Here is a 19,366-nt window from a genome sequence, read left to right on the forward strand (position 1 = left end):
AAGTATCATGGGTGGGCGGGGAGGATACATTCTCCGCCCTTCTTTTTAGCCTGATACATCCGGGCTTCCGCTGCCTGCAGTAGCAGATCCGGACAGCGCAGGGTATCCGTGGGTACTGCAACACCGATGCTTAAGGTTGTATAGATGTCCGGCATTTCGGCCATTTTTTTCCCATGAATCTGTTTTTGTATACGCATGGCTGCCTTCAGTCCTTCTTCAAGGTCAGTCTCTGCCAGATGGATGGCAAAGGTGTCTCCGTCAATGCGGGCAAGTGTGTCGCAGCTGCGCAGAGAGTGCAGAAGCTTTGTGGCCAGAGAGCAGAGAATTTTATCTCCTGCACCATGACCATAGCGGGCGTTGATGTCCCGGAAATGGTCCATATTCAGAACAAGAAGGGCGAAGGGAGTCCCGTATCGGCAGAAACGTCCGGCTTCACGGGTGGTGAGTTCCATGAAGCTCCGTCGGTTGGGAAGCCCTGTAAGGCGATCCGTGTGGGCCATATGGCGGAGCTGATTTTCCAGTTGACGCTGCCTGCTGATATCTGTGAAAAATCCGCGTATGGTCAGAATATGGCCGTCGGGTCCCATTTCCGCATAGGCAGTTATGGAAGCATGGCCTACTGTGCCGTTTTTTCTCCTGAAGCGGGTAGGAAAATCTTCTACCCCGCCTGACATAAGGCGGTTTTTAAGGATTTTTCTATCCTGCCTGTCAAGATAGAGTTCCTGGGCAATATCCTGGATATGGAGAACCATTTCTTCCGGTGATTCATATTCAAGAATATGGGCCATGCCTTTGTTTACATGGATAAAACGGCCTTCAGGAGTGGAGACAAAAATACCGGTGGGAGCTTTGTCAATGAGGGTTTCCATCTGTTTTTTGAGAGATATTTTCTTTTCTTCGCTTCTCCATAGGTCTATGGCAAGGTTTCTGCAAAGTTTTTCCAGGGGAGAATGGTATTTTCTGCGGGAATGGGGCAGGAGTTCGGGGCCCCGTATCTGTATCAGCTGGATGTCTTTTTCAAAGGCTTTGATTCTGCGTCGGGTTTTTACATGGGAAAACAGCTGGATCATAATATAGAATATCAGGATGGCAGCTATGACCATCAGGGCCGTCTTCTGCGTGGATAGGCCCTTTTTGTTTTGCCCGGAAAGGGGTACTCCCTGTAATATTCGCCAGGGAGGTTGTTCCAGGCTGCGGGTAGTGAACAGCATTGCAGGAGTATTTTCATCTGTTTTTATAATATCTTTTTCACCATTGAGAATGGTAACAAGGTGCAATGGATTTTTCTGGAGAAGCTTTACCTTTTCGGGCTTGGGGGATGCCACAAGCTGTCCGTCTGAGGCGAAAATGGCAAGCAGTCCCTCTTTTCCTGCAGGTGCTGTGGCAAGGAAGCTGTCCAGATCTTCGGTAAGCAGATCCATGCCCATCACCCCGATCATTTCATTGGATTCAGGATCATGGATGGTGGTGACAACACTGATGACACGCCTGTTTGTCGGGACTTCAATGTAGGGCGGGGTCCATATGATTTCTCCGGGTTGATGCAGGGCATGGCGGAACCAGGGTCTTCTCCTGGCATCGTATCCTTCCGGAAGCGGGGCTGCAGGCTCAAAGAAAAGGGTGCCGTCCGGGCTGGCAAAATAAATATAGTAAACAGAAGGTTTCATTCCCAAAAAATCCTTCAACTGTCTTCTTATGAAATCTCCATGGTTTGCCGGTTCTCTGGCCAACCTGAGAAAAGCATCATCCAGGGCAATGATTTCAAGCGAATTTTCAAAGCCTTTGATGTAGTTGAGAATGGCCGTATCAATTAGAATATCCATTTGCGCATTGGCAGAACTGCGGAGCTGGGTCAGGCTGGCCAGCTCATTTTTTTTGTCTGCCTGACTGCCCATAAAAAAAATACCTGTAAAAACAAAGAGAAGAAGGTAAAGGTTCTTATGCTGGCAGAGAAAAGAAAACATGGTATGTCCTTGTAAGGATGGAAAAAGGGTAAAGGCTCAGCATGCATGCTTCTGCGACAGGACAGGGAATGTAAAAGTCGTCTGTGAAAATACTTTAAGCAGAATTTTATATGACTGTTGTTTATGATTTTGTCTTTTTAAATATAGGTGATTTCAGGAAAGAGGAAAAGGGCCTTTTTCTCTGCATATCCCGCAGTCTTCACAGTTTTTCATGGGGCAGGGCGGGGTGGGTAAAGCTTTTTTTGCCCTTATGTATTCCTTTTCAAGAAAGCTTCTGCGTATGCCGTTATCTATGATTTCCCATGGAAGATAGTCGCCTAAGCTTCGGGCTTCAAGGCAGGGGCCAGGGTCAAAATCAATGGAGCGGCATGCCCTTGCAAGGTGACCCTTTTCCTTCCACAGGGCAATAATCAGCCGGGATGTGTCCCTGTCACCCCTGGCCAGAATGGCTTGAAGAATACTGTTTTTTGGATTTTCATCGTGGAACCTGACATTGGGAACAGGGGCAAAACTTTTTCGCAGGCTTTTCAGAATCTTTTTCAGATGATTTTCACTTTCCATGGCAGCCCACTGGAAAGGGGTAAAGGGTTTGGGCACAAATGGGGATACACCTACGGTTATACTGCCCATGTAACCTTTTTTACGGCTGGCTTCCAGAAAGACGGCTTTTATTTCCAGTACAAGATCTTTCAGGGCTGTGATGTCTTCCGGTCCTTCTTCGGGCAGACCTACCATAAAATACAGGCGTATATTGGGAATACCGGCAGAGACCAGTTTTTCTGCAGCCCCCAGTATGGTAGGAGTGTCCAGTCCTTTATTGATAACCTGCCTCATTCTGGGGCTGCCAGCTTCAGGGGCAATGGTGGCTGTTTTAACGCCTCCTGCCACCAGAGCGTCCAGCAGGGCAGGTGTAAGGGCATCGGCCCGCAGGGAGCTGAAGCTTAAGACCAGATTCCCGTCCTTTGCAGCTGAGCATATCCGGTCAATTTCCTTAAGGTCCGATACTGCGGTTCCCATAAGGCCTATTTTCATGTTTCTGGCTTTCCCCTCCGCCATGGCCCTTTCCAGTACATCCATATTCCGGAACCGGGGGGGGCGGTACACAAAGCCTGCTGAGCAGAACCGGCATCCGTGGGGGCAGCCCCGGCTGACTTCTATCAGAAATGTATCTGCAAAGGCACTGTCCGGAGAGGTGATAACACTGCAGGTAGCCTGATTTTTAGCATTGGGATCAAAGACCCGCTTTATTTTTTCCGGAAGTCCGGCTTCGGTTTTGTATCCGCAGATCCCTCCATTTTCATTGCGCAGGGAAGTGTAGAATTCGGGGGTGTAAATACCTTCCATCGCCTTTGCCATGGAGAGCAGACTTTCTTTTCGGGAAAGGTGGCGTAGGCTTGTAAAAAGATTGAAAAATGTATCCGTAAGAATTTCAGCTTCACCAATGAGGAAGAGGTCAAAAAAGTCCGCAAGGGGTTCAGGATTCAGGAAGGTGGCCACACCGCCTGCAATGATGAGGGGATGGTGTTCCTTTCTTTCTTTCCGGAGAAAAGGGATGCCGCTTTGATGAAGAATGGCAGGAATATTTGGGTAGTCATTTTCAAAGGAGAGGGAAAATGCCACAATATCGCAGTGATCCAGTGACCAGCCGGATTCCATGCTCTGTATATTTCCCGGAGTTGCAGGGAGCAGAAAACGCTCACAGACCACATCCTCTCTGGTGTTGAAAAGGGCGTAGACAGCCTGAAAACCAAGATTTGCCATGGCCACGGCATAGGTGTTGGGAAAAACAAGCCCTACCCGCACCCGTCCCCTGCTGTCCTTGCGGATGATACCGGTTTCGGACACAGGGGAATGGGAGGATATGGTGCTTTTTCTGGCCATGTTTTTTCCGAAAGAAGGGCCTTTTAAAGCAGTATCAGGCCTGGATTCATGGAGCTTTTTCTCTTTCATCGGATGAAGAAGCTCCTGTTATTTTTTTAAAAAAATCCTGTAGCAGATCCCGGAAGCTCAGTCTGCCTTGCGGCGCAAAAAAGTGGGAATTTCCAGATCATCCCTGTCAATGCTGCCTTTTCTGATTTCAGAAATATCCTGCATGGAAGCGGAGCTGTCATCTCCCGAAGCTTTTTTCCTCTGGATAATGCCTGTATCGTGAAGTCCCGGATTTTCAAGATCATCGGGGGTCAGATCCCGGATTTTTCCACGGGTGGACGGGCTTGATGACCGGCTGCTGTGGCTGCGGTGGGGGATGACATTGGCAGCCCTGACCTGCATTTCTTCTTTGCTGCCGATACCCGTGGCAATGACGGTGATGCGAAGTTCTTCCCCCAGAGTTTCATCAATGGCATGGCCCCAGATGATCTCCGCATCATCGCCCACTTCTTCGTAGATGCGGTCCATGGCTTCTGTCATTTCATCCATGGTGAGTTCACTGGTGGAGGTGATGTTCATGAGAAGGCCTTTGGCCCCGGCTATGGATATGTCTTCCAGCAGGGGATGGCTGATGGCCCTTTCCGCAGCTTCCACAGCCCGGTTTTCTCCTTCGGCAATACCTATGCCCATGAGTGCCATTCCTGCCTTGCTCATGGTGGTGCGCACATCGGCAAAGTCCAGATTCACAAGGCCGGGTACCATGATGAGGTCGGTGATTCCTTTGACCGAGTGGTGGAGAATCTCATCGGCTTTTTTAAACATATCTACCATGCGGGCATTTTTGTGGGCAATACCCCGGAGTCTGTCATTGGGGATTGTGATTACGGTGTCTGCAACATTTTTCAGCTCTTCAAGACCTTCTTCCGCCTGACGCAGGCGTTTTTTCCCTTCAAAACTGAAGGGTCTGGAGGCCACGGCAACGGTGAGGGCACCCAGTTCCTTGGCAATACGGGCAATAACGGGGGCGGCTCCTGTACCTGTACCTCCGCCAAGGCCTGCGGTGATGAAGACCATGTGACTGTCCTTCAGAGCCTCCCGGATTTCCGCTTCGCTTTCCGTGGCAGCTTCATGGCCCACACTGGGGTTTGCTCCGGCACCAAGGCCTTCTGTCAGGGTGGTACCCAGCTGGATTTTTACCTGAGCCTTGGAAGTGTCCAGGGCCTGGGCATCGGTGTTGGCTGCAATGAATTTGACCCCCTGGAGATTGGCGTCAATCATGTTGTTGATGGCGTTGCCACCGGCACCACCGACACCGATTACTTTGATTTTTGCAGTTTTTTCATTTTCCACGTAGGTAAAACTCATATCCCCTCCTTTTTTCGGTCCCAATTGGATTTCAAAAAGATCTGTATACATAAATTATGCTGGTAGCCTTACCTCTGCCTTCTGTCTGGCTTAATGGATAAGGATGGCTAAATTTCAACAGTTTAGTTCCGGTGCCTGTGCAACTGCCTGTAAGGTAGTTCAGTTAGACAGAAGTCAGATGGCATTTTTAAACCATTCTTTCATTTTTGCGAGAATCCCGGCAAAGGCACCTTTTTCTTTTACTTTCACCTGAGAGTTTTCATCCTGTCTGGCTCCGTAAAGAACCAGTCCTACGGCGGTGGAAAAATTGGGATCCTGAATCACATCCTTAAGGCCGCCCACACCTTTGGGGTTTCCGATACGTGCAGGCAGATTGAAAAAAGACTCACAAAGCTCTGTGATACCATGGAGCATGGCACCCCCACCGGTGAGTACAATGCCGGAAGAAATATGGCTTTCCATGCCAGCCCGGTAGATTTCCCGTTTGATCAGGCTGAAAATTTCCTCTGCTCTGGGCTCTATGATTTCTCCTAAAATCTGACGGGGCAGTTTCCGGGATTCCCGGCCTGCCATGCCCGGAACCTCAATCTCCTCATCGGGGCTTATTTCTTCGGAAAGACAGGTCCCGTGTTTAATTTTGATGCGTTCGGCATCGGCAATGGGGGCCCGCAGTCCGATGGCAATATCATTGGTGAGGTTGTTGCCACCTAAGGGAAGGATAAAGGTATGGCGGATATTGTTACCCGAGAAGACGGCAAGGTCTGTGGTTCCGCCCCCGAGGTCCATGAGGGCTGTACCCAGCTCCCTTTCTTCGGCAGAAAGAACCGTTTCGCCGGATGCAAGGGATTCAAGGACAATATCAATGACCTCAAGGCCTGCCTTGTTGCAGCATTTGACAATATTGTGGGCAGATGCCACCGCACCGGTGACAATATGAATTTTGGTTTCAAGGCGGACCCCTGCCATGCCCACGGGGTTCTGGATGCCAAAATGGTCATCCACAATGAACTCCTGGGGCAGAACATGAATGACTTCCCGGTCCGTGGGGATGGCAACGGCTCTGGCAGCCTCTATAACCCTTTCCACATCCGCCTCTGTGACTTCCGGACCTTTAATGGCAATGATGCCGTGGGAATTGAAGCCGGTGATGTGTCCCCCTGCAATGCCGGCATAAACCCGGCTGATCTCGCAGCCAGCCATGAGTTCGGCTTCTTCCACGGCCTTGCGTATGGAAGAAACCGTGGCGTCAATATTAACAACCACGCCTTTTCGCAATCCGGTGGAGGGATGGGTTCCAATGCCGATGATGTGGATTTCATTGCCGGATACCTCGCCCACCACGGCGCAGATTTTGGTGGTGCCGATGTCCAGACCTACAATGATGTCGCCGTTTGTGTTCACGCGTCCCTCCTTTTTTCTGCCAGCAGGCCTTCAGGCTGAAGCTGGTATAACGACCACCCGGTCAGGCCGGACGAGATCGATGGTATCCATGGATTCGGTCTGATCCTGCGCCTTCCGGTACTGGAGCAGGATACGAAGTCTCCGGGTTTTTTCCGCATAATCGGAAAAACCGAAGAAAATTTGTGCCGCCATTTCCGTATCGGCCAGTCCCAGGCCGAGGTCAGGGTCCACCCAGAGCAAAAAACCGGTATCCTTTTCAAGCAGCGGATGGGCTGGACTTTGCAGGAGTGCGAGAAGATTTTTTGCCCTTCCAAACCACAGGGCATTTTCTTTTTTATCCAGAAGAGGCAGCCCCATGATGGTCGCATAGTCTTTGGGGTCCTCTTCTGTGACTTCCTTGAAAATCCTTCCGGTGCTGTCTGCCCAGAAAGCTGTATTCCGGTCAGAGGTGGGGCTGAGTATGGCAAAGGGTTTCTCTTCCTTTATTTCTATTTCAAGTAAACCGGGAAGTTTCCGGTTCAGGGCTGCCTGATGGATCCAGGGATGGCTTTCCAGCTTTAGCCTGACAAGGCGAAGGTTAAGCTTAAGTATATTGCTGTTTTCAGGAATGGCAGCCTGCTCCAGTATGGTTTTACTGTCGATTTGTCCATTTCCTTTGATCCGGATATCCCTGACTTCAAAAAAAGCCGACTGTGTTGCTGTATCATGGATAAAAATCAACACAAGGCTCAGCACCATAAGGGCTGCGCTGCGCCATACCCATGGAAAGATTTTTTTTGTCCCCAGACGCAGTGGAGATGTCACAGGGTCTTTGATTCTGCGGTTGGGCTTTGTTTTTTTTCGCCCTTTTCTTTCGGAAAAGCCTTCAGAATGGCGTATTTTCACCGACAATGCGGACCTCCCTTTCCAGGGCAATTCCATGGGTTTCCATGATTTCCTGCTGTATCCATGTCATCAGGGAAAGAATATCTGCGGCCTGGGCTTTTCCCCTATTAACAATGAAGTTGGCATGTCTTCTGGAAACCATGGCCCCACCCTGCTGCACTCCTTTGAGTCCTGCTTCATCAATGAGGCGTCCTGCGGGAAGATCGGGCAGGGGGTTTTTAAAAATGCACCCGGCAGATGCTGCATCCACAGGCTGGCTGGCCTTGCGCCGTATCAGGGATGACCGGATTTTGTGCCTCAGAAGTCCGGCATCACCGGTGTCCAGTATCCAGCTGGCTTCAAGAAGGATACGGTTTTCCACAGGAGTGCCGTCCTTCCAATGGAAATTACGGTATCCGAAGGAAAAGTCTTCCCGCTTCAGGGTGTGTATATGACCATTTTTTTCACAGACCGTAAGGCTTTCCAGGCGCTCACAGGCGGCTCCTTCCGCCGTTCCTGCATTCATGGCAATGGCCCCTCCTACGGTTCCCGGGATGCCAGCAAGGCTTTCAAGCCCGGTAAGTCCCTGGCCTGCGGCATGGAGACAGGCCCTTGGAAGTTTGGACGCACATCCTGCAATGAGGTGTCGGCCTTCGGTACGGATATATTTGAATCCATTACCCAGCCTCAAGACAAGACCCCGGAGACCACCGTCCCGAATGAGGAGGTTTGTGCCTCCTCCCATGATGAATACGGGGATATCAGCCTGTTTTGCTGAGGCCATGATTGCTGTCAGGGTGTGGATATCTTCCGGGCAGCAGAAAAGATCCGCAGGTCCCCCCACTTTGAAACGACTGTGGGCAGCAAGGGCTTCGTTTTCCCGAAAAATACCGGGAAATCTTGATATAAGCTTATGATAGTCAGGCTGCTGCTGCACGGGTAAGCACCTCCGCCAGAATTTCACCTGTTCTGTATACATTACCGGCACCAAGGGTCAGGACCACATCACCTTTTTGCACAAAGTCCTGAATCAGGGGAACCGGATCTCTGTTTTCTGCCACGCAGACAACCTGCCTGTGCCCATGGGCCTTGACACCCTCACAGAGCCGCACGCCCGTGACTCCCTCGATGGGGGATTCACCAGCTCCGTACACGGGAAGCATGAAAAGGGCATCGGATTCATAAAAGGCCCTCGTAAAATCATCAAAGAGAGCAGCTGTTCTTGAGTATCTGTGGGGCTGAAAAACAACAACGAGGCGTCTGTCCGGATAACTTTCCCGAACTGCTTCAAGGGTTGTCCGGATTTCCGTGGGATGATGACCGTAATCATCCATAATGGTGATGCCATTGATTTCAGCTTTGATTTCCATGCGTCTGGCAACGCCTGAAATCTGTTCCAGGGCTCTGCGGATCTGATCAAAATCAATGGATAGTTCGCAGCCTGTGGCAATGGCTGCCAGTGCGTTGGTAACATTGTGCCGACCCGGAAGATTCAGGGTGATTTCTCCCAGAATTCTGCCATGATGCAGTACTGTAAAATGATTTTTCATGCCTTCATTGCGGATATCCTTTGCCCGGTAATCCGCCTGTCTGGAAAGACCGTAGGTTACAAAGCGTTTTCCTATGCGGGGGATGATGTTCTGTACATGTTCATTATCCAGACAGATAACTCCCATACCATAAAATGGTATTTTGTTGATGAATTCAGTAAAGGCATCTTTAATTTCTTCAATATCTTTATAATGATCCAGATGTTCCAGATCAATATTGGTCACAACGGCGATGGCCGGACTCATGCGGAGAAAGGAACCGTCGGATTCGTCCGCTTCAGCCACAAGAAAATCCCCTTCACCCAGACGGGCGTTGGTGCCGGAGCTTTTCAGTTTACCGCCGATAATAATGGTGGGGTCCAGGCCACCTTCTGTCAGAACCGCAGCCATGAGATTGGTGGTGGTGGTTTTGCCGTGGGCACCTGCAATGGCAACACCGTATTTCAGGCGCATGAGTTCTGCCAGCATTTCTGCCCTGGGGATGACGGGTATGGATTTTTCCCTTGCCCGGAGAATTTCCGCATTGTCTTTCCCTATGGCCGAAGAAATAACCACCACATCGGCTTCGTCCACCTGGCTGGCTTCATGTCCTTTGAAAATGTGACCGCCCAGAGAAGTCAGTCTGCGGGTAATATCCGAAGAAACAAGGTCTGAGCCTGACACCCGGTAACCAAGGTTGAGAAGCAGTTCGGCAATTCCGCTCATGCCAATGCCGCCAATGCCCACAAAGTGGATATGATAGGTTTTTTGATACATGAAATTATATCCCTGACATATGGGCCATAATGGCGCTGGTTAGGTGTTTTGCAGCATCAGGCCGGGAAAGGCCAAGGGCCGCCCCGGCCATTTTTTCAGTGATATCCGGGTATTTTACATAATGGGTCAGAGTTGTGGCTAAGTGCTGAGATGTCAGTTCGTTTTCTTCAAAAATTACGGCTGCACCAGCTTCTGCCATGGCTTTTGCATTATAATACTGATGATTGTCCGCAGCATGGGGGAAGGGGATGAAAATGGCTCCCAGTCCAGCGGCGGCAAGTTCTGCAACCGTTGTGGCTCCCGATCTGCAAAGTAGAATATCTGCCCCTGCATAGCAGGAAACCATGTCTTCGATAAAGGGAAAAATATCAGCTCTTATCTCCAGTTTCTTATAATGCTGTCTGACTTCTTCAAAGTCGGCGGTGCCCGTCTGATGAACTACCTTTATGGGCAGGTCTTTCAGCATGGGAAGTGCTTTACAGACAGCCTGGTTAAGTCCCCTTGCCCCCTGACTGCCACCGAGGATCAGCAGATTAAGGCTGTCTCCTGCTTTCCTTCTTTTTTTCCGGCATGACAGCAGTTCCCGACGCACAGGATTTCCTGTTATGCGGATTTTATTGTCCGCCAGCGGAAGAGGTGTACCGGAAAAGGATACGTGTACTTCGGCAGCCATGGAGCTTAGCATCCGTGTGGTGAGACCGGGCAGCCTGTTCTGTTCATGGATGAGTATGGGGATGCCCATCATTTTTGCAGCCAGAGCTGCAGGCGCTGCACTGTATCCGCCAACGGAAAGCAGTACCTGGGGCCGGAAGCTACGCAGAATATCCACAGCTCTTTTCACGGCCAGGGGAAAACTGCCCAGCACTTTGATTTTATGAAAAAATCCCATACCCTTAAAACCGGAAATGGCTATGGTCCGGTGGGGCATTCCCCGTGAATTTAGGATTTTATGATCCAGAGGTCTGCCCGCATTGACAAAAAGAACCCTGTTTTTTTCAGACCGGCCAAGGAATTCTTCGGCAACGGCAAGGCCCGGAAAAAGATGCCCCCCGGTTCCGCCACCGGCAATGAGAAGGCGTCGGGTATTGTTTTCTGCTTTCATGCCTTGCTCCTTGATGCGGCAATGTTCATTAAAATGCCCATGGCAGCGAGATTGACCACAAGGGATGTGCCGCCATAACTTAGAAAGGGCAGGGTAAGTCCCTTTGTGGGCAGCATCCCCAGTGTTACGCCTGTATTTATAAGAACCTGCATGGCAAGGGCCACGGCAATGCCTGTGCCAAGATATAGACCGAAACGGTCAGGTGCGGCCATGGACACCTGCATACTGCGCCAGAAAAGAACGGCAAACAGTGCAAGGACCATGCAGACACCCCAGAGTCCCGTTTCTTCCCCGATGACGGCGAATATGAAATCCGTATGGGATTCCGGGATATAATCCATTTTCATGCGCCCATTCCCAAGACCCTGGCCAAAGGGCCCGCCGTTGCCAAAGGCCATCAAAGCCCGTGATACCTGATATCCCTCATCCTGAGCATGGGCCCATGGGTCTGTGAAGCTTAAGATCCTGCGCATGCGGTAGGGAGCTGTGTACACAATCCAGGCAAAGAAAGCTCCCAGAGGAATAACGGGCCAGGCAAGATGGAGGAGGGGGACACCGGCCAGAAACATGAGAATCCAGGCAAGGGCCATGAGAATCAGAATGGACCCGAAATCCGGCTGCTGTATCAGCAGGATAGCGAAGAAAGAAAATACAACAAAGTGGGGTAGAAAACCAATGGTAAAATTTTTAATCTGTTCGTGTTTTTTGTTAAGGGAGTAGGCCAGGTAAATAATGAGGGCATATTTGGCAAACTCTGAAGGTTGAAAACTGAGGCCCCCAAGGATCAGCCACCGCTGGGCACCGCCTGCTCTATGTCCATAATCGCTGAAAAGAACTGCCGCAAGAAAAAGAAAAGAAAGGGCCAGAATGGGATAGGCCAGTCCTGCCAGAAAACGGTAGGGAAATATTCGGAAAATAAAGAGGGCAGCAAGGCCTGCAACCATATAAATGGCCTGGCGGAAGAGGAAATGGTATTCTGAACCAAAGGTCAGAGCAGCCCTTGATGCACTGGCACTGTAAACCATGACAAGGCCGGTGGCCATGAGTATGAGCAGTGGTGTCCAGAGCCAGGGGTCCTCCCTGAATTTTCCCCTGCGGTCGAAACCTTCTTTCATGGAAGCACCTCCTCTGTGGCAAGGCGGGCCACAGCTTCGCGGAACTGCATTCCCCTTTCTTTATAATTTCTGAACATATCAAAGCTGGAACAGGCAGGTGAGAGAAGAATGGGAGTTTGGGCATCCGCATTCTGAACGGCTTTTTTTACAGCATCATCCATATTCTTTGCCCGTATGCAGGGAACCATATGGCCGAGGGCCTGTTCAATGGTATCGCTGGCTTCGCCCATGAGAATAAGAGCTCTGGCATGGCTGCGCACACTTTCTTCCATGGTTTTGTAATCTCCGCCCTTGTCCCTGCCGCCCATGATGAGCACCACTTCACGGTTGAAGGCGGAAAGTGCTCTGCATACGGCGTCCATGTTGGTGGCTTTGGAGTCATCGTAACAGGCAATTCCATGGATGCTGCCCGCCGGTGTCATGCGGTGTTCCAGGCCCTGGAAGTTTTCAATGGCATTTTCCATACCTTTTTCAGTTGCACCGGCGGCCTTTGCCGCCAGCATGGCTGCCGCCAGATTTTCAAGATTGTGGCGACCGGGCAGGGGAAAATTGCTTAAATCAAGAACTTTGCCGTTTTCAAGGATGAGATTTTTCTCCCGGATGGCAATTCCTGCATTTTCTCTGTCATACCAGTGTATGGTAAGGGGCAGTTTTTCTCCTATGGCCCGGACTTGGGAATCTCCGTGGTTGAGAACGGCAATACCCTTTTTCATATCCTTAAAAATTCTTGCCTTGGATGCGGTATAGGCTGCCATATCCGGGTAGCGGTCCAGGTGATCCGGACTGATATTCAGGAGTACGGCCACATCGGGTGTAAAGGATTCCAGTGTATCCAGTTGAAAACTGGAAACTTCCAGTATGGCAATGTCCGCAGGGCATCCCTGAAGAACAAAATCGCAGAGGGGAAGTCCCAGATTGCCACCCGTAAAAACCTTTTTGCCCGAAGCTGTCAGCATGGCACCGATAAGTTCGGTGACTGTACTTTTGCCGTTGGTTCCTGTTATTGCCACAAGGGGAGTCTTTAGTTGCCGCAGGCCAAGGGCCATCTCTCCGATAATGGGAATTTTTTTGAGCCTGGCCTTTTTAAGTTCAGGCCGGTTGGGATCAAAACCGGGGCTGAGGATGATAAGATCCGCTTCCAGGAGAGTGTCGGGACAAATCATGGGTATGAAGCGCTCAAAGAGTTCCGGAGCGCCTGTTTCGCCGGCCCTTTCGTCCATGCCCGTAACACGGTAGCCCTGGCTTTTGAGAAGGCGCACTGCGGCCATACCCGAAATACCGAGTCCTACGACGATGGCATGTTTAAAGGACGATGAAGAAGGCATTTTTGATCCTTAACGTATCTTGAGGGTGCTGACGGCCACAAGGGCCAGAATAATGGCAATAATCCAGAATCTTACGGTGATTTTGGATTCCTTCCACCCTTTCAGTTCAAAATGGTGGTGCAGGGGGGCCATGCGAAAAATCCGCTTTCCCCCGGTCATTTTAAAATATCCCACCTGCAGAATTACAGAGACCGCTTCCATGACAAAAATACCGCCCACAATCACGAGGAGCAGTTCCTGTTTGGTGATGACTGCAACCACCCCTAAAAAGGCTCCCAGAGGCAGGGAACCCACATCCCCCATGAAGACCTGTGCAGGATGGCTGTTGAACCAGAGAAAGCCAAGGCCGGCTCCGGCTACAGCTCCGCAGAGGATGGCCAGTTCTCCTGCACCGTTGACAAAGGGTACCTGAAGGTAGGAGGCAAGTCCCCAGTGTCCGGCAATATAGGCAAAAATGGTGAAGGTGACGGCGGCTATGGTCACAGGACCAATGGCCAGTCCATCCAGGCCGTCGGTAAGGTTTACTGCATTGGAGGCACCCACAATAATGAAGGTGGCAAAGAAAATATAGCCTATGCCAAGATCCGGGCTGAAATTTTTAAAGAAGGGAAAGGTAACACGGGTATCAAAATCCGGTGTTAGATAAATGAGTACGGATGACAGTAGGGCAAGCAGAACCTGCAGCAGAAATTTGTTGGTGGAGGAAAGGCCTGTGTTGTGCTTTTTCACCTGCATAAGCCAGTCATCAATAAAACCGATGAGTCCGAATCCCAGGGTGGTGAGCAGGGCAATCCAGAGGTACAGGTTTTTGAGATCTACCCAGAGCAGGGTGGATACTGTGATGGCAAACAGAATTAGAAGGCCGCCCATGGTGGGGGTGCCTGCCTTGCTCTGATGGGATTTTGGCCCCTCTTCCCGTATATATTGGCCCACCTGCATGGATTTCAGTTTTTTTATGGCCCAGTGTCCCAGCAGAATGCAGATCAGCAGTGCGGTCATGGTGGCATAGATGGTTCTGAAGCTGATGTACCGGAATACATTCAGTGCAGAGAGCCAGGTATGCAGAGGATAAAGCAGGTGATAGAGCATGGATGTTTAATTCCCCTGAGCTGTACGGGCAGCCTGTAACAGTTGATCCACAACGCTTTCCATGGTCATGGAACGCGAACCTTTTACAAGAACCCGGTCTGAAGGTTTCAGTTCCGGAAAGAGCATTGTTGCAAGCTGGTCTTTATCATTGCAGAAAACCTTTTTCATTCCGGCACTGCGGGCTCCTTCGGCAAAGTCTTTTCCGTGGGGACCGCAGGTATAAAGGGCATGTATACCTTTTTGGGCAGCCAGAATTCCCACATGGCGGTGCAGGGATGCTGCATCATCTCCCAGCTCTCCCATGCTGCCCAGAATTGCAAAGCACCTGCCCGGGTCTGCCATGCGGACTGCCTGGCTCAGGGCCGCTTCCATGGAGTCTGGGTTGGCATTGTAGGTGTCATTGATAATGGTAAAGCCTGCTGGGGTTGCAATGGGCTGAAACCGGCCTGTGAAACCTTTGAATGATGCAAGGCCTTTTTGAACCAGATCTTCAGGTATACCGGCGTTTAAAGCTGCCGCTGCGGCTGCCAGTGCGTTTTCCGCCATCATGGCACCTGGCACCATCAGGGTAATGGCAAGGGGGGGCTTGTCTTTTCTGTGAAGCGTAAAAGAGCTGCCCATGGCATGGCACTGGAGGTCTTTCATGTAAAAATCACAGTGCTCTTGCCTGCCAAAGCGCAGGATATCAATGCCTTCTTTCATTGGTATAAGCTTTGAATTGGGGTCTGATCCGTTAATCAGGATGAGGCCGCCCTTTTTCATATGGCTGAGGATTTCTCCCTTGGCTCTGGCAACTCCTTCAACGGAGCCAAGCCCCTCCAGGTGGGCAGGAGCAATGCGGGTGATGATGGCCATATCCGGCTGGCAGATGGCAGAAAGCCTTTCCATTTCTCCGGGATGGTTCATGCCAAGCTCCAGAATGGCCCAGTCATCATGGGGTTCCAGCCGGAAGAGGGTCAGGGGCAGTCCGATTTCATTGTTGAAATTACCCTCCGTTACAAGACAGGAACCGGCCTTGCGGAAAATGCAGCCCAGCATTTCCTTGGTGCTGGTTTTTCCGTTGGAGCCTGTGACAGCCAGCACCTTTGAACCGAACAGGGAAAGGCGGTGGCGGGCCAGCTGGCCCAGGGCCTTAACAGTATCATCCACACCGAAAACAGAAAGACCCGCATTTCTTAAAAATGGGCTCGCTTCCTGCCAGCGGCTCTTTTCCATGAGAATGCCTGTGCAGCCTCCGCTCAGGGCTTTTTCAAGGAAATCATGACCATCGTGGTTTTCTCCCCTTAATGCAATAAAAAGAGCCTTCTGCAGATTCTTACGGGAATCAGTTGCAATGGCGGAAAATATTCTGTCCCCTTTGCCTGAAAGGAGGACAGCCCCGGTGGCATCCAGAATATCTTCACATGTCCAGGGTCGGGTTTCAGGCATGGAAGAGTACTCCTTTCCGGGCGACGGTTCTGTCATCAAAGGAGAGAACTTTATCTCCAACAATCTGATAGTTTTCATGGCCTTTGCCTGCAATGAGAATCGTATCACCGGGGCCTGCCATGGCAATGGCTTCCAGGATGGCTTTTTCCCGGTCCTTTTCCACAAGAAGCGGGGTACCTTCGGGAATACCCTGAATAATATCCTGTATAATGGCTTCAGGGTTTTCGCTGCGGGGATTGTCCGAGGTAATGACGCAGAAGTCGGCATTGTCTGCGGCAATGCCTGCCATGAGGGGACGCTTGGTTCTGTCCCTGTCACCGCCGCAGCCGAATACCACAATGAGGCGGCCAGGGGTAGATTTTTTAAGGGCTGTAAGTGCTTTTTTCAGGGCATCCGGCGTGTGGGCGTAATCCACAAAGATAAAGCGGCCCTTCGGGTCAGAAACCGGTTCAAGGCGGCCCGGTACACTTAAGGGGCTTTCAAGGGCTTTTTTAATGATTTCAGGCCGAACTTTTAAGGCAAGGGCTGCTGCTGTGGCTACGAGGATATTTTCCAGATTGAAGGCACCCACCAGGGGACAGTTTACGGGAATGGCTTCCTCCGGTGTTGAAATGGTGCAGCGGATGCCTGAAAGAGAAAAGCGGGGATTGCCGGGGCGTATCAGGGCATCGGGGTGCTGACCCGTGGAAAGAAGACGGTTGCCTCCGGTGCTGGCAATACACTGGTTGAGGAGTTTTTCTCCCCGTGGATCATCAACGTTGAGTATAAGACTGGCATCCTTTTTACCGTAACGGCCATCCAGAATACTTTCAAGGAAGGTTTTTTTACAGTTCCAGTAGTTTTCAATGTTTCCGTGGTAATCCAGATGATCCTGACTGAGGTTGGTGAACACGGCCACATCAAAGGGGCTATGGTCAATCCGGCCAAGGTCTATGGCGTGGGAGGAAACCTCCATAATGACGTGGGTCACTCCGGCGTCCCTCATGGCTGCCAGTCTGGCCTGCAGATCTCTGGATTCCGGTGTGGTGGTGGATACTGCTTCCCTGTGACCGGGATAGTGCCAGTCTATGGTACCCATCACTCCTGTGGCATGACCTGCATGGGTCAGTATCTGTTCAATAATATGGGTAGTGGTGCTTTTGCCATTGGTGCCTGTAATGCCGATGAGGGTGAGATTTTCTGCAGGAAAACCATAAAAGGCAGCAGAGAGGGCGGCAAGGGCTTTGCGGCTGTCGCTGACAATGGCTGTGGGAAGACCGGCTTCGGGAACCGGGCGTTCTGCAACCAGAAAAGCAGCTCCATTTTTGGCAGCCTGCCGGGCAAAGCTGTGACCGTCTGCTGTAAAACCCGGAACTGCGACAAAGAGATCTCCGGGCTGTATTTTGTCTGAACTATAGTGAATCCCCCGGATGTCCGGATTTTCCGGAGGCTTTTCTTTCAGGATGAAGGGGGTATTTTCGTTTTTCTCCCAGGGAGAGAAAAGATCAGAAACCTTCATGGGTGTCCCCCCTGTGCCATGGCTGTGGTGATGGGACCCATCGGTTCCGGTGGAATGTTCATGTAGGCAAGGCCTTCGGATACGATGGTCCGGAAAACAGGGCCAGCAGCGACTCCGCCATAGTAGCTGCGTCTTGGTTCGTCCAGCATGACCATAATTACGAGGGCCGGGTCGTCCAGTGGAGCAAACCCTAAAAAGGAAGCCATGAAACGGGTTCTGGAATAGCTGCCATCGGGTTCAATTTTTTGGGAAGTTCCTGTTTTGCCTGCCACACGGTATCCCTTTGGGGCTGCTGCTACACCGGTGCCGCCGGTCTGGGTCACGGTGGCCATCATCTCTTTTACTATGGCAGCGGTTTCAGGGGAAATGGCCCTGCGTATGGCTCTGGGGGGAATGACTTCGACTTCTCCTGTGACGGAATCCCGGATTTCCCGGACAAGCCTGGGCTGCATAAGGACTCCCTTGTTGGCTATGGCCCCCGCAGCAGCGGCCAGCTGAACAGCAGAAGCAGAAAAGCCCTGACCAAAGGCAATATTGCCTGTATCCACTGCTCTCCATCTTTGCCAGTCCCGGAGAAGTCCCCGGGTCTCTCCGGGAGCCTCAATTTCTGTTCTTTCTCCGAAGCCGAAGGTTTTCAGGGTGTCGTACAGGGCTTTTTCTCCCATTACTTCAGAAATTTTTACGGAGCCGATATTGCTGGAAAACTTCAGAATCTCGGTGACGGAAAGCCACTCATGGGGCCTTGTGTCACGTATGGTCACGCGGCCGATGCGATAGGAGCCGTTACCGCAGTAATAGATGGAGTCCGGACGTATATAGTTGTTTTCTATGGCACCGGCCACAAGAAAAACCTTGGTGGTTGAGCCGGGTTCAAAGGGTTCGCTCACCGCACGGTTTCTCCAGAAATTTCTGGGATAGCGTCCGAAATCATTGGGATTAAAGGATGGATAATGGGCCATGGCTCTGATATCCCCGGTTTTAGGACAGAGAACAACGGCTATGGCTGCGGCGGCATCGGATCGTCCTGCTGCTTCGTGGAGGGCGGATTCCGTTATGTGCTGGAGGGTTTTATCCAGGGTCAGTACAATATCCTTACCGGGTTCCACCTGTGGCAGGGAAGATTCTTCGCTGAACCACCGGCCTCTGCCGTCCCGGATAATGCTCATGTTCTGTGCACCGCCCTTGAGCAGATCATTGTACCTGTGTTCCAGTCCTTCCAGACCATCACCGTCGGTTCCGGTAAAACCGATGACCTGGGCTGCCATTTCACGGTTGGGATATGCACGGCTGTTTTCCGTAAAGACCTGAATGGCCATCCGCCTCTGGCTGGCATTCATGTTCAGGGTTTTTCCGAATTCAAGGATTTCCTCTGCGGTTTCCGGACGGATTCTTCTGGCCAGCCATGTGAAGCGGTCTTCGGCAAAGAGGGGGATAATTTCCGATGTTGTTTTTCCCAGTATTCGGGCAATTCCTTCTGCAGCTGCATTTCTGTCAGGAAAAAAGTCCGGTCGTATGGCAATGCTGGCGGCCTCCATGCTGACGGCCAGGGGTGAGCCGTTTGAGTCCAGAATGCTTCCCCTCTTACCATGAAAAACCGAAGCGGTTCTGAAGTGCCGTTCGGCCTTCTGGACGAGGGTGTCCTTATGCAGCACCTGAACCTGGAAAGCTCTGCCTGCAACGGACAGAAAAAGAAGCGAAAAGATAAGGGCCACCAGCTGGAAGCGTTGTTTCGCAAATGTGGGTTTATGGACCTTTTTCATGGACAGTTCCGCTGAGATCAATGATGTTTTCGGGTTTGGGTATGGAAAGCCCCAGCCGGTTTTCAGCAAGGTTCCGGATGCGTTCCGGTGAGCGCAGCCGTGCCTGTTCTATTTCAAGGTTCCGTTTTTGTGTCACCAGCCTTGCTTTTTCTGTCCGGATCTGGCTGATGGAAAAATTAAGATTGGTACACTGTGTTCGGATCCAGGTGGCACCAAAGAAAATGATAAAAGAAATACTCAAAAGAAAGATCCAGGCTGCTGCACCCGGGGTGTAGGATTT

Annotated in this window: 15 protein-coding genes; all 15 read right to left on the bottom strand. The window is 51.1% G+C overall.

The features are described from left to right. Positions 1-5: 5 nt before the first annotated feature. The 15 genes from FIM25_RS09325 to FIM25_RS09395 all read right to left on the bottom strand — a co-directional run bounded on the left by FIM25_RS09325 (position 6) and on the right by FIM25_RS09395 (position 19,327). Entirely contained in the window at positions 6-1,964 is a 1,959-nt protein-coding gene (locus FIM25_RS09325; RefSeq protein ID WP_139448562.1) for a sensor domain-containing diguanylate cyclase, read from the bottom strand. Between the two features lie 153 nt (positions 1,965-2,117). Next, the gene (locus tag FIM25_RS09330) at positions 2,118-3,914 is read right to left on the bottom strand and encodes a radical SAM protein (RefSeq protein ID WP_246052116.1); all 1,797 of its coding nucleotides are present in this window, start codon (positions 3,912-3,914) and stop codon (positions 2,118-2,120) included. A 57-nt stretch (positions 3,915-3,971) separates the two neighbouring features. Then, a complete protein-coding gene (ftsZ, locus tag FIM25_RS09335; protein WP_139448566.1) occupies positions 3,972-5,198 on the bottom strand; it encodes a cell division protein FtsZ in 1,227 nt (408 codons plus the stop codon). Positions 5,199-5,372: 174 nt separating this feature from the next. After that, positions 5,373-6,599: a cell division protein FtsA gene (gene ftsA / locus FIM25_RS09340; protein ID WP_139448568.1), complete on the bottom strand. Its 1,227-nt coding sequence runs from the start codon at positions 6,597-6,599 to the stop codon at positions 5,373-5,375. Positions 6,600-6,629: 30 nt separating this feature from the next. Next, positions 6,630-7,484, bottom strand: coding sequence for a cell division protein FtsQ/DivIB (locus FIM25_RS09345; protein WP_246052119.1), 855 nt, complete (start codon positions 7,482-7,484; stop codon positions 6,630-6,632). Beyond that, entirely contained in the window at positions 7,465-8,400 is a 936-nt protein-coding gene (gene murB, locus FIM25_RS09350; RefSeq protein WP_179953284.1) for a UDP-N-acetylmuramate dehydrogenase, read from the bottom strand. Before murB ends, FIM25_RS09345 begins: the two co-directional genes overlap by 20 nt. After that, on the bottom strand, positions 8,384-9,769 hold the full coding sequence (gene murC, locus FIM25_RS09355; RefSeq protein WP_139448574.1) for a UDP-N-acetylmuramate--L-alanine ligase: 1,386 nt from the start codon (positions 9,767-9,769) through the stop codon (positions 8,384-8,386). The genes murB and murC overlap by 17 nt, the downstream gene beginning before the upstream one ends. A gap of 4 nt (positions 9,770-9,773) precedes the next feature. Beyond that, positions 9,774-10,871, bottom strand: a complete 1,098-nt coding sequence (gene murG / locus FIM25_RS09360; RefSeq protein ID WP_139448576.1) for an undecaprenyldiphospho-muramoylpentapeptide beta-N-acetylglucosaminyltransferase — start codon at positions 10,869-10,871, stop codon at positions 9,774-9,776. Further along, positions 10,868-11,986 carry a putative lipid II flippase FtsW gene (ftsW, locus tag FIM25_RS09365; RefSeq protein ID WP_139448578.1) on the bottom strand — a complete coding sequence of 373 codons (1,119 nt, stop codon included), beginning with the start codon at positions 11,984-11,986 and terminating at the stop codon, positions 10,868-10,870. Before ftsW ends, murG begins: the two co-directional genes overlap by 4 nt. Further along, positions 11,983-13,311 (bottom strand): UDP-N-acetylmuramoyl-L-alanine--D-glutamate ligase, encoded by a 1,329-nt coding sequence (gene murD, locus FIM25_RS09370; protein WP_139448580.1) that lies wholly within the window; start codon positions 13,309-13,311, stop codon positions 11,983-11,985. The genes ftsW and murD overlap by 4 nt, the downstream gene beginning before the upstream one ends. Before the next feature lie 9 nt (positions 13,312-13,320). Continuing rightward, positions 13,321-14,400 carry a phospho-N-acetylmuramoyl-pentapeptide-transferase gene (gene mraY, locus FIM25_RS09375; protein ID WP_139448583.1) on the bottom strand — a complete coding sequence of 360 codons (1,080 nt, stop codon included), beginning with the start codon at positions 14,398-14,400 and terminating at the stop codon, positions 13,321-13,323. Between the two features lie 6 nt (positions 14,401-14,406). Then, positions 14,407-15,828: a UDP-N-acetylmuramoyl-tripeptide--D-alanyl-D-alanine ligase gene (locus FIM25_RS09380; RefSeq protein WP_179953285.1), complete on the bottom strand. Its 1,422-nt coding sequence runs from the start codon at positions 15,826-15,828 to the stop codon at positions 14,407-14,409. Beyond that, positions 15,821-17,326, bottom strand: coding sequence for a UDP-N-acetylmuramoyl-L-alanyl-D-glutamate--2,6-diaminopimelate ligase (locus FIM25_RS09385; RefSeq protein WP_139448587.1), 1,506 nt, complete (start codon positions 17,324-17,326; stop codon positions 15,821-15,823). The genes FIM25_RS09380 and FIM25_RS09385 overlap by 8 nt, the downstream gene beginning before the upstream one ends. Continuing rightward, positions 17,323-19,086: a peptidoglycan D,D-transpeptidase FtsI family protein gene (locus tag FIM25_RS09390; RefSeq protein ID WP_139448588.1), complete on the bottom strand. Its 1,764-nt coding sequence runs from the start codon at positions 19,084-19,086 to the stop codon at positions 17,323-17,325. The genes FIM25_RS09385 and FIM25_RS09390 overlap by 4 nt, the downstream gene beginning before the upstream one ends. Beyond that, complete coding sequence (locus tag FIM25_RS09395; RefSeq protein WP_179953286.1) at positions 19,070-19,327, bottom strand: FtsB/FtsL family cell division protein; 258 nt, start codon at positions 19,325-19,327, stop codon at positions 19,070-19,072. The genes FIM25_RS09390 and FIM25_RS09395 overlap by 17 nt, the downstream gene beginning before the upstream one ends. Positions 19,328-19,366: the final 39 nt, after the last annotated feature.

Origin of the sequence: Desulfobotulus mexicanus, from assembly GCF_006175995.1 — a bacterium.
In the GTDB taxonomy this organism is placed as follows: Bacteria; Desulfobacterota; Desulfobacteria; order Desulfobacterales; family ASO4-4; genus Desulfobotulus; species Desulfobotulus mexicanus.